This is a genomic window from Bacillus pacificus (assembly GCF_020861345.1).
GTDB lineage: Bacteria > Bacillota > Bacilli > Bacillales > Bacillaceae_G > Bacillus_A > Bacillus_A pacificus.
The window spans coordinates 198,417-210,703 of the sequence record NZ_CP086329.1; the positions used below are offsets into that span (position 1 = coordinate 198,417).

Annotated in this window: 10 protein-coding genes and 1 pseudogene; 4 read left to right on the plus strand and 7 right to left on the minus strand. The window is 32.9% G+C overall.

The genetic code is table 11. The annotated features are described in order from the left end of the window. Position 1: 1 nt before the first annotated feature. Positions 2 to 1,477: a glycoside hydrolase family 32 protein gene (locus LMD38_RS28000; protein WP_046646350.1), complete on the plus strand. Its 1,476-nt coding sequence runs from the start codon at positions 2 to 4 to the stop codon at positions 1,475 to 1,477. Further along, complete coding sequence (locus LMD38_RS28005) at positions 1,474 to 2,409, plus strand: carbohydrate kinase family protein (protein ID WP_046646349.1); 936 nt, start codon at positions 1,474 to 1,476, stop codon at positions 2,407 to 2,409. Before LMD38_RS28000 ends, LMD38_RS28005 begins: the two co-directional genes overlap by 4 nt. A gap of 381 nt (positions 2,410 to 2,790) precedes the next feature. Here LMD38_RS28005 and LMD38_RS28010 read toward each other — a convergent pair. The 3 genes and pseudogenes from LMD38_RS28010 to LMD38_RS28020 form a co-directional block, all read right to left on the minus strand. After that, positions 2,791 to 3,312, minus strand: a pseudogene (locus tag LMD38_RS28010) (GrpB family protein). Positions 3,313 to 3,759: 447 nt separating this feature from the next. After that, positions 3,760 to 4,089: a hypothetical protein gene (locus tag LMD38_RS28015; RefSeq protein WP_225991072.1), complete on the minus strand. Its 330-nt coding sequence runs from the start codon at positions 4,087 to 4,089 to the stop codon at positions 3,760 to 3,762. Between the two features lie 379 nt (positions 4,090 to 4,468). Beyond that, positions 4,469 to 4,678 (minus strand): hypothetical protein, encoded by a 210-nt coding sequence (locus tag LMD38_RS28020; RefSeq protein WP_001021329.1) that lies wholly within the window; start codon positions 4,676 to 4,678, stop codon positions 4,469 to 4,471. A gap of 111 nt (positions 4,679 to 4,789) precedes the next feature. Between LMD38_RS28020 and istA the strand changes: the two genes are divergently transcribed. Both istA and istB read left to right on the plus strand, forming a co-directional pair. Further along, positions 4,790 to 6,052 carry an IS21 family transposase gene (istA, locus tag LMD38_RS28025; protein ID WP_002073783.1) on the plus strand — a complete coding sequence of 421 codons (1,263 nt, stop codon included), beginning with the start codon at positions 4,790 to 4,792 and terminating at the stop codon, positions 6,050 to 6,052. Then, on the plus strand, positions 6,049 to 6,813 hold the full coding sequence (gene istB / locus LMD38_RS28030; protein WP_000980839.1) for an IS21-like element helper ATPase IstB: 765 nt from the start codon (positions 6,049 to 6,051) through the stop codon (positions 6,811 to 6,813). The genes istA and istB overlap by 4 nt, the downstream gene beginning before the upstream one ends. A 539-nt stretch (positions 6,814 to 7,352) precedes the next feature. Here the strand turns inward: istB and LMD38_RS28035 are convergent. From LMD38_RS28035 to LMD38_RS28050, 4 genes are all read right to left on the minus strand, one after another. After that, a complete protein-coding gene (locus tag LMD38_RS28035) occupies positions 7,353 to 8,363 on the minus strand; it encodes a zinc-ribbon domain-containing protein (protein WP_000609152.1) in 1,011 nt (336 codons plus the stop codon). Positions 8,364 to 8,376: 13 nt separating this feature from the next. After that, a complete protein-coding gene (locus LMD38_RS28040; protein WP_000263523.1) occupies positions 8,377 to 8,679 on the minus strand; it encodes a hypothetical protein in 303 nt (100 codons plus the stop codon). Positions 8,680 to 9,759: 1,080 nt separating this feature from the next. Next, positions 9,760 to 11,604, minus strand: coding sequence for a sensor histidine kinase (locus LMD38_RS28045; RefSeq protein ID WP_046647183.1), 1,845 nt, complete (start codon positions 11,602 to 11,604; stop codon positions 9,760 to 9,762). Further along, entirely contained in the window at positions 11,604 to 12,284 is a 681-nt protein-coding gene (locus tag LMD38_RS28050; protein WP_000756749.1) for a response regulator transcription factor, read from the minus strand. Before LMD38_RS28050 ends, LMD38_RS28045 begins: the two co-directional genes overlap by 1 nt. Between the last annotated feature and the right edge of the window lie 3 nt (positions 12,285 to 12,287).

Consider the following 12,287-nt stretch of genomic DNA (forward strand, 5'->3'; position numbering starts at 1 on the left):
GATGAGTAAATATAGAAAAATACAGGATGCAAAAGAAGGTGAATTGACTTCACTTGAAAAAGTTGCAAACCAAGACTCTTGGAAGCCAATCTACCACATTCATCCTCCATATGGATTAATGAATGATCCAAACGGTGTATCTTATTATAACGATGAATATCATATATTCTATCAGTGGTATCCTTTTGCTCCGATTCATGGAATGAAGCATTGGGGGCATGTAAAGTCGAAAGATCTCATTCATTGGGAGCGTATGCCTGTGGCCATTACGCCAACAGAAGATTACGAATCACATGGTGCTTATTCTGGTGGGTCTTTTGTGAAAAATGATATACTTCATTTATTTTATACCGGAAATGTAAAATATGACGATGGCTCCAGTAATGCGAATCAATGTCTGGCTCTTATGAATAACAAATATGAAATAGAAAAAATAGCATATAATCCGATTATTCGAGGAGTCCCAGCTGGATATACTAGGCATGTTCGTGATCCTAAAATTTTGGAGCATAATGGGTGCTATTATATGCTCCTTGGGGCACAACGGAGTAATGAGACAGGAACACTTCTCATTTATCACTCAAAAAATTTGTTTAGTTGGGAACTATATGGAGAACTACAAACTAACTTGAAGGATTTTGGTTTCATGTGGGAGTGTCCTGATTTTTTCCATTTAGATGGAAAAGACATCTTGGTTTTCTCCCCACAAGGACTTGAAGGAAAAGGGGATAGTTACCAAAATGTTTATAATGTCATTTATGCAGTTGGAACACTAGATTTAGAGAATTTATATTTTCATATTGAGTCTTATAATGAATTAGATAAAGGATTTGATTTTTATGCACCGCAAACATTACAAGATTCCAATGGAAGACGCATTATGTTTGCCTGGGCGGGATCCAGTGAAATATCATACCCTTCAGATGATTTCATGTGGGCACATTGTTTAACTATTCCTCGTGAGCTTACTCTTGAAGGGAATATATTAAAGCAACGACCTGTTTCTGAATTGAAAGAATTGCGTACATCTTCAAAGTCTATATCAGGTTGTGTGCAGAATGAAACATGTGTATTATTAGACCTCCTTAAAGAACGCTCTTACGAATTAGAAGTACAACTACAAGTGGAAAAGGCTAATGTCTTCGGTATTTCGTTATTTCATCATGAGGAAGAATCATTCCCTATTACTTTTCATCGTGAAAAGGGAACTGTTTCAGTTGAACGTGGAAATTTTCAACATCGTTTTGGTGGAGAGTACGGTTATACACGTTGCAAACAAATTCAAATTCAAGATTCGATGAGTATGCAGATTTTTGTTGATCAAAGTATTGTTGAAGTTTTCTTATGTGATGGAGACACTGTCTTTACATCACGTGTGTTTCCTCGTAAAGATTTAGAAAGTGGCATCTCACTTTTCGCAGATGAAAAGATGGAATTTCAAATTACACAATACAAACTTGGGAGAGGTTTAGAATGAAGAAAGTTTTTTGCATCGGAGAATTGTTAATTGATTTTATTTGTTGCAACAATGAATCTTTAAGTGAAGGTATATATTTTGAAAAGAAAGCGGGAGGTGCCCCAGCAAATGTTGCGGCGGCAATTACAAAATTAGGTGGTAAGGCTTCCTTTATGGGGCAAGTTGGAAATGATTCTTTTGGGACATTTCTTGAAAAAACATTACAAGAAAATAATGTTGATACTTCTATGCTTGTAAAAGAAAAACAAACAACATTAGCATTCGTTTCCATTGACCAACACGGGGAACGTGATTTTACATTCATGCGTGGTGCAGATGGAGAATATCATTTTCAACAAATTGATTTTTCTAAGATGAAAATGAATGATATTATTCATTTTGGTTCTGCAACAGCTTTATTACCTGGTAACTTGAAAGAAACATATTTTAATTTATTTCAATACGCTAAAGATCAAAATCACTTCATTTCATTTGATCCAAACTATCGTGATACACTCATTACAGATAAGGAGCAATTTTCTAAGGATTGCTTATCTTTCATTGGGCAAGCTCATTTCGTAAAAGTAAGTGAAGAGGAAGCGATAATGCTTTCAAAAGAAACAAATATGATTAATGCTGCAAAATTTTTACTTGCAACAGGTGCAAATGCTGTTGCCATTACGCTTGGAAAACAAGGAACACTTATTGCAACAAATGAAGGGGAAGTACTTATTCCTTCGATTACTGTAAAGCAAGTAGATTCAACAGGTGCAGGTGATGCTTTTGTAGGAGCTATGCTCTATCAATTTGCGCAGGAAGAAAATATATTTGATGTAAACTCAGAAAAAATACACACTTTTGTTAAATTTGCAAACAAAGTGGGAGCAATTACATGTATGAATTATGGTGCTATCCCATCATTACCTACGTTAGAAGATATTATTGAAAAATAATACTGTTTATCTATTACTAATAGAGCTTTAGTAAAGTTGAATTAAACCATTTTATTTAAAGTGTGAGTAGATTTGAGTAAATATAAAAGAGTCTTTGTACAATAGTATGTAGCAAGGCTCTTTTACTTGAAGTTGTAAATCGTTTATAAAAACAAAACAATCTACTTTCTTACCTTACAAATGTATAAGAATCTTTTTTGTGTAGAAATAATAAAGTTTTTTAATTTTGTTCTTAGAAATACAATAATCGCCTATCAATAAATTTGATAGGCGATTATTGTATTTGTTTAAAAATTGCTTTAATGCTTTCATAAAACGATATTTCATGAAAAATAAAGCTATTTAAATTTGGAAAGTGATTAGTTACACATAGCCTCCTTTTTAATTAGTTATTTTAGCGAATACAGATTTAACTAAGTTTGTTTTATCATCTAAATACTTATACTTATATTTATTATCGGGATTATCCCGCTCGAATTGAGTCTTTAACTGCTCATACTCAATTCGAGCGGTTTTATTATTTCATAAGTAATCTCTAAAACACAATTGCTCAATTAAATATTTATTACCCTTTTCATACATATGGTTTGATATGTTCTCGGTTCTCCTTAGTTAAAATAATATCTTTCAAGTAATACACCTTTTCTTTTTCTATACCCATAATATAGCTGTTCTAACTTAGCGATACATTTCAAACCATTTTCAAAATTCTTTAATTCAAGTGCAATATTAATATTAGGTTTTGCACTCAAGTTTGGAGTGACAGTACTTTCACAATAGGGTGTATTGCCAAAATGTATTCTCCAATTTGTTTTTCAATTAATTTTTTCTCTTTTAAGAATTCTACCTCCTATTCCTTAGTCAAAAAAACTAAAAAACTTTACTACAGGGTAATCCTAACATTTAATTAACTCCTCCTGCATACAGCCCTTTTTTTAACAAGAAATGTTACAATATTCCTTTTTATTGAATAGCACAAAATAAAATAGAGGGCATAAAATCCTAATTCAGCCCAGCCTGTTAAATAACTATTCTATTTTTAAAAGGCTTTATTGTAATTTAGACAACTTTATTATCCATGCACATTCTTGCATTTTCTAAATTGTTATATCATTGAAGATGTTTTATGAATAGAAGAAATAAGTAATTTTAAAGGTTTTTCTGAAATGAATTTTTTTAACAAATACATACGGAGCGATAATAAATAATTTTACTTTAATATATAAAACGACAAGGATCCAAATAAATACATAATTTAACGAATAGTTTATGTAATAAAGTTATTGTCAACCTAATGCTTTTTATTACATTATATGTGCTATTGAATAGTGAACTACTGTATTGTTAAATTTATTCAACTATTAATTCTCCAAAATGGTCATAAAGTAATTTTAAACCAATAGCATGGTTTTCGTTTAAAAGTTCATATGCTTCACGAAGTAACTTATGTCTTTTGTTATAAAGTGTAGTACATGTAAATGTGTTTGAATAGCAACAAGGACAGACAATCCCCATAATGGCCGTGTTAAAAGCAACAATAGTATTCTGCTCTGGATCAATCTTACAATATAAACGAATAGAATTACCTGTGTCTGTATTTGCAATGATTGTAGCCATGTTATCTTCCTTACGAATATTTCCGTTAGAATCCATCTCTAAAATTGCACTTGTTAGTTTCAATTACTTTCACTCCTTAATTTTATATACAATTAGAATTTGAGGAGTATCTAAATAAACAAAGCTTATATTTAGATACATGACATTTCATAAGTTAATACAATTAATATTATATAATATATATATTAAAAAATAAAGTGTTCGTTAAATAGGAATTTAACGAACAGTTGAGGAAATGTGAGTTAAACTCCCCTCCTATCTTAATGTACTGTACAAAGGCATGAAACTCTAAACTCTCATTTTTGGGACTAGCTTGGGCCAAGAAAATCCAAACTAAAGTTTTATAGATTTACAGAACTAAATACATGTGATCTTGTGTGAACGTATATGTTTAAATACTACGTTACTTTTATTTATAAAAAAGGCATCCTAAGATGCCTATCTATTCTGTAACAAATTTAAATACATAGTACATAAAAAATAGACAAGATAGATAGGCTAGCCTGCCAGCAACGGATTCTCTCATAAATTTCATAAGTATGACTTTGACAAGCAATGCTAAGAATAACGGTATAAATAGTACCATAGCAAGTTTGATCGCTATGTCATTCATTATTGGATTAAATGGTTCGAAATTAATTATAATATTCACTTACCTTTTGTAATCAACGATTGTAAAATACCCAATAACAACGGTTTTAAATTCCCCAAAAATAACAGATAATCGTTTCGAAACAAACATCAAAGATGGAGTGAAGAAACGGTGCTGAAGATTGGGGAGTTTTTTATGATTAGAGAGTTATTTCAGAAAGGGTGGACGAAAACAGCCATTGCAGAAGCAACAGGCTTCGATCGTAAAACGATCAGCAAATATCTAAAAAGCAATCAGTTGCCGGAACGTAAGGCAAGCGAGCAGCAGAAAGAGAGTAAGCTCGAACCCTATAAGTCCTACATCCTTCAACGAGTCAAAGAAGGAACAACCAACTGTGTCGTACTGTTAGAGGAAATTCAAACGATGGGTTACGAGGGGAAGATGACAATTTTAAGAGACTTTGTTCGTCCTCTTCGTCAACAGCCAAAGAAACAGGCAACCTTACGGTTTGAAACACCACCAGGGAAACAAGCCCAAATGGATTGGGCGTACGTGGGAAAATACTTAGTGAATGGCAATCTGCAAGACATTTATGCATTTGTGATGATATTAGGTTATTCCCGAATGAAGTACGTAGAGTTTACAACCAACATGAATCTCGAAACCCTCATGAAGTGTCATATGAATGCTTTTTCTTACTTTAATGGGGTACCAGAACAAATTCTCTATGATAATATGAAAACCGTTGTAATCAAGCATAGTCCTGTAGAGATTCGTTTCAATCGCAAGTTTGAGGATTTCTTAGCCTACTATGGGATTGTGCCAAAAGCCTGTCGTCCTAAACGTCCGCAAACAAAGGGGAAAGTAGAAAGAACCATTAAGTATTTGAAAGATAACTTCTTTCAGCGAAAACACGAACCAACTTTACATGCATTAAATGAAGCCGTACGTACATGGTTGGATCAGATAGCTAACAAGAAAACCAATCAGACTACTAATGAGTCACCATTTCAACGATTTGAGCAGGAACAGAAGTTCCTGCAGATATGGGGAGTGAAGCCTCTGTTTCCCACTTCACATTGGGAAACCAGAGAAGTCAGTCGGGACTGTGTGGTGTCGTACCGCGGAAAAAGGTATTCAGTTCCTTACCGTTACGCTGGACAAATGGTTAAGATTAAAGAAACACTCGATCATCATTTAGAGATTTACGATGAACGTGAATGTATCGCAAAACATCCGGTTCTTACAGGAAAAGCAACTACTCATATCCGAATGGAACACTATGATGGGCTACATACAAAAGAAAAAGGGCAGAAAGCGAAGAACGTTGAAGATTTGGCGACCGACGGTCTTCACTCTCATACCCCATCTCCAAATGTGGAAAAACGCCCTCTCGCTGCTTACGCAGCACTGGAAGAAGGTGAGTCTGTATGATGAACGAACTCTTATTGGAGCGTTTAAAGAAGCTCGGCTGGCATCATACAGCCAACCAACTTGATAGTTTACTAGAAGACGCTTCTAAGGATAATGTATCATATTCTGAGTTTCTTCACACTATCGTTTTGCATGAAACGGAGCAACAAGATTCTGATCAACTAGAAAAGCGAATGAAACGGGCAAAGCTGCCTTACACCAAAACGATTCATGATTTTGACTTTACATTTCAACCAAGTCTGAGCGAGAAAAGGGTCAAGGAAACCTTAACATGTCGCTTTATTGCCAATGGGGAAAATCGCATATTACTGGGTCCTCCGGGTGTAGGAAAAACTCATTTAGCCGTCTCCTTTGCGATTGAAGCGATTACCCAAGGATATACAGCCCTATTTTTGTCGGCCGACGACTTAGTGGCTCAGTGCCGCAAGGCCAATGATAAAGGGACACTCCAGCGACTCGTAAATCGTTGGAGTCGTCCAGACGTGTTAATTGTAGATGAAGTAGGTTATTTTCCTTTTGATGAACTAACCGCCAATGTTTTCTTCCAGGTTGTTTCAAAGCGATACGAACAAGGAGCAATGATTTTAACATCTAATAAATCGTACCTTGAATGGGGAAAAGTTTTTGGTGACGATGTATTGGCAACGGCTATCTTGGATCGCCTCTTACATCATGCGATTACATTTAACATCAAGGGTGACTCCTACCGTTTGCGAGAAAAGAAAAAAGCAGGAATTTATCCTGCCCAAACAACGATTTAGCCGTTCATAATGGGGAATTTCATTTCGTTGAAATTGGGGAAATTTGAATCGTTGTTGACACCTTTCTCTTATCGTTCTATTTAAAGAATAAAATTATACAAATAAACTCGCTAAAAAGATACCATAAGGTTCCTTCCTCCAACTGAACAATCTTAATTTTAACCGGTTCTTTTGCAAATATAAGACGCATTTCAGGGAACAATCAGGATTCCTACCGAAATTGTTCTTTTTTGTCATATGCATGGCTTCTACTCCTATATAATATTATCCTTTATAACAAAAAAGCACTGCTATGATTTCTAGGAGTATTGAAAATGTTCTATCGTACTAAATTCACTTTATAAATAGAACATATAATAAAAGACCTTGCTACACAAAATAGCAAGGTCTAGATATAGTAAAATAAGCACCTTAGAGATTTATAGGTGCTTTTATTTAAATTCATTTCCACAAAATAAAATGTAAAAAACTAAAAAAGCAAAAAGGACACTTTTTTAGTTTTTTAGCTTCCCAGCACAAATTTGAAAAAAGATTTCAAGCTATCCTTCACTATCTTTAAATTTTCCTCTTAAATTCTTCTCAAAGATAACCCTATTATCTTCCATCTTATTATAAGTTTGAAATAAAGCTTCTCTTTTCTTTTTTCTTACCCTTGGTTCTGGAGGATAACATGACGGACATTTTGCAGCCCCTTCATGTCTAGCTTTGACCATTGCTTTATATTCATGTCCACACTTACCACAAATCCACCATGCTCTTTCGTTACATCTGGTAGATGTCTCCTCTGGTGTTGTTACACCATATACTTCTTTATTCTTTGTAGGATGCCATTCTTTTGCTATTTCTGGGTTATGAAGAGCAATTGACTGTTGATACTTTTCACAAGTTCTACATCCCTTACCATTTTTCACTCTTAAATTTATTTTTTCTCTCCACATATGACCTTCTTTACAAACCCACATTACTTCTTCATTTGAAGTATAAATTGCCTCATATGGATTTCGGAATTTCTGCCGATAACATGTGTCAAAGATACAAAACTCCTTTGCTATCTCTGGATACATTGTTGCTAATGAGTTGTCTTTGCAAACTTTCTTATTTGAACAGTATGGACACACAGTTTTATCATGAAGTCTACTTCTAACAGACTCCTTCCACTCATGACCCTTACCACATATCCACCATCTAACATTCCAATTCTCTTCATCAATCATCTCATTATCAGGTGTTACATCTGCATTTCTTTTGAAATTCCATTGCTTAGATAAATCTGGATCAATACATCTAAGTGATTTAGCTTCTATTTTATTAACATTGTTTAATTTATCTAGCTGCTGCTTTTTCTTCATACACTTTGGACAAAGCTCATCTTCAACTTTCAGCCTATCATTAGGAGTTGATCCCCAAACATGTCCCTCAGAGCACTCCCACCAAATATATTCGTAACTTCCATATGTAATATCTTCAGGATTCAAGTGACCATTCTTGATAGGATGCCATTCACTTAACAGCTTTTTAGAAAGACCTGTATTTATAAGTAAATTAATCATAGTATTCTCACCTCTACTTTTCTGATTCAATCCACCATTTGTCTGCGTTCAATTCTTCTGTAGTCATCTCATACTCATCTAATTTAACAATTTCATTTTCCCTATTAAAAAAGCAAGGCTTTACAAATATAGAAGCATTTCTATAACTATAACTTTCACCTTTATACGCTTCAATTTTAGAAATTTCTAGCTTATAAACATATAATGGATGTGAATATATTTGTCCAACTTTAAAAGTTTTATCACTATTGTTTTCCGAAGAAATCTCTTCAACTATCACTTTACTTGGAGTACCATGGAAATGACTATCCCACATTACGTTTCACCCTAACTTTAAATTTATTTAATTCTATTGTATCAGAATATTCACACGTGCAATTAGGAAAAAGGTATAATTTTATCATTATTTTCATCTATTATAATAAAATAAGTTAAAGATATTACTGGCTAAGTAGTTTAGAGTTTTTTGTCCTATGTTCAAAAGGTTTAGACTTTCATGTCCTGTTATTAAGACATGAAAGTACCTACAAAATTTATAATAATGGCTATTTATCAAAGATTCTTTATAAGTTTTTAGTTTAGAGTTTTTTGGAACTTGATTGGATAAGAAAATCAAGTTCCAAAACTTTATTGATATACAGAACTAAATACATGTAATCTTGTGTGAACGTATAGGCTTAAATACTACATTACTGTTATTTATAAAGAAAAGACATCCTAAGATGTCTTTCTACTCTGTAACAAATTTAAATACATAGTACATAAAAAATAGACAAGATAGATATGCTAGTCTGCCAGCAATCGATTCTCTCATAAATTTCATAAGTATGACTTTGATAAGCAAGGCTAAGAATAACGGTATAAAAAGTACCATAGTAAGTTTGATCGCTATGTCATTTATTGTTGGATTAAATGGTTCAAAATCAATTATAATATTTACTTACCTTTATGCAACTTCTTATTTATATAGTTTAATATAAATAAACTCGCTAAAATGATACCATAAAGTTCCTTTCTCTAACTGAACCACCTTAATTTTAACCGGTTCTGGTGCAAATATGCATGGCCTCTACTCCTATATGATATTACCCTTATATAACCAAAAAAAGCAACGCTATGGACGCTTTAGCCTACATATTCTTCAACTTTACTAAAGATACCATTAATAGATGGAGGGGTATAATTATAATCGTTATCAGTGAACATTAAAAAAGATGATTCCGATTGAATATCGGAACCATCTTTTCCGGGCTTGATTTTTCAGTTTTTTTTTATTAAACTGTCCATTTTAAAGGGTACATTTCAGTTGACTCCGCACCTTTTTAAAAATAATTTATATGAATGTAAATCGCCTTTAACACCACAGTAAAATCTATAATATCAATGTTACATCTTACTACTTTGTATCCCATTTTTCTAAATGGAAGTAGAACAATACCCCATCTTTTGTATTAGTTACACCGTACTTTACATTATGTAAATCTAATATATTTTTTACAATTGAAAGTCCAAGACCCGTTCCACCATATACTCTTTTTCTTGATTTATCCACTCTATAGAATTGATCCCATATTTTATCTATGTTTTCTTCTGCTATATGTGCCCCTTTATTTTCAAACCCTATATATACGTCATGTTGTTTCTCGTTTACATCTATCACAATGGTTCGATTCGCATCTGTATAGCGAATCGCGTTGGTAAACAAGTTTGTTATGACCTGTTCTAACAGATGTGTTTTACCTTTAACACAAACATTATCTATATTTAATTTGATGTGTAGTGATTTTTCTTTAATTTGAACTTGTAAATCTTTTGCTGCCTTTTGAATTAAATTCCCTATATTAACCTGCTCCATCTGTATTTGGTACGTTCCGGATTCATATTTAGCCAAATTCAACATTTCATCTATTAACACATTCATTTTCTCTATTTCTTTTTCTAATGCTTCCCAATAATATTGATTCATTTCAGGCGCGATTCCATCTTGCAGCATAGATGCAGATATTTGCATGACACTGAGTGACGTTTTTAATTCATGCGAAACGCCTGCAATGAAATCTTTTCGTGTCTGTTCTAATTTTTTCTCTTTTTCTAAGTCTGTTTTTAACTGATTGATATATCCTTCCATTCTTTCTGAGAGTTGATTAATATTAGAGGAAAGCTCACCAATTTCATTTTTTGATTTGATAGAAAGCTTATCTTGAAATTGAAATTGCATTATTTTTTTCGTTGCTTCATTAATTTTTAGTAATGGTTTGGTAATAATTCTTGAATAATATAAACATACAACCAGCGATAGAATCAGCACAAATGCTATAATATATATATAATAATCACTCATTACATCTGTCACTTTTGTAATCGGTTGTAACGAAGACAATGTATAAATGAATTCATTTACTTGTCCATTTTGCATGAGTGGTTTTATCGTTTCTAGATACTTGATTCCATCTATACTGATTTCATTCTGAACCCATTCGTCTCCTTGTAATTTCACTTTATCGCTGATCCATTCCGATTGAAATTGCAAAATACGATTTGCAAACACCTCATTACTATACAATGTATTATTCATTTTTGAATTGAAGTAAACTGGGAAATTTATCTCTGTTACAATTCCCTCTAAGAAATAATATTTCTCACTTTCTTCTTTTGAAAAAACCTTCATACCATTTTTAGCACCAGACATCATATATTTATCAATCTGATAATAAGTAGGTGCAACAAAATTTCCATCATAACCTTTTATTCTCAATGTTGTAGGAATCACTATGTCTTTATTCGATCTTTTACTTACTGTATCCATGATAGCTAGTTTAGTCGTTTTATTGAGTAAACTTGTAATTAATATACTGAAATTAGGATCCATATCTTTCTTTGCATTGATTAAATTATTAAACACAACCTTAGAGGATCGACTCGAATCATTTTTATCAACTGTTTTTATATAATGATCTCCTGATGGTAATTTCTTGATATTGGCTTCTTTATCGAGCCTAGCAATCATAATACCCTGCTGATTAGCATACGAGAGTTCCTTCCTCTGGAGTGTATTTTCATCCTGTTTATGAGCTTCATAAAATGTATAGTACCGTTGTAATTGCTTCTGAACATTTTCTTTTTCTTTATCTATATATAAGTATTTCATCACATACATTTGTCCGAAAAAGATAGCTGCGATAATCATGCAACATAGTAAAAAGGTAAGAGAAAATAACTGAAACACAATCTTCTTTCTCATCATTTTTCTACCTCAAATTTATAACCCGTACGAACAACTGTAATAATGTGTTTTGCTTTCTCACCAAGTTTTAATCGTACATTACGCATATGTGCAGTTAGTGTTTTATCATCTCCATCATAATCGTATCCCCAAATATTTGTGATTAACTGCTCTCTTGATAGTACTTGTTCCTTGTGTTGCATTAAAGAGTGTAAAATTTCATATTCTGTATGTGTAAAATCTATTTTTTGTCCATCTATTGAAACAGAACGTGCTGATTTATCTAAGCGAATACCACATAAATTAATACAGTCCTGATATTGTACTTGTTGATTTGTATCTTTGAACAAACGTTTTGCTCTCGCTAATAAAATAGACGGTTTAAATGGTTTTGTTACATAATCGTCTGCCCCAAGTTCAAATCCAAGTAACGTATCATCTTCATCACTTCGTGCCGTTAATAGGATAATAGGAACATTAGAATTCTTTCGAATACGTCTACACACTGACCATCCATCCATTAATGGGAGCATAATATCCAAAATAACTAAACTGATATTATGCTCTTGTTCAGCAAACAAATCTAGCCCAATTTGACCATCTTCCGCTGTAATTACTTCATATCCATCATGCGAGAAATAATGGGCTACAGTCTCTCGGATAATCTGTTCATCTTCAACTATTAAAACTTTTTTCATCTC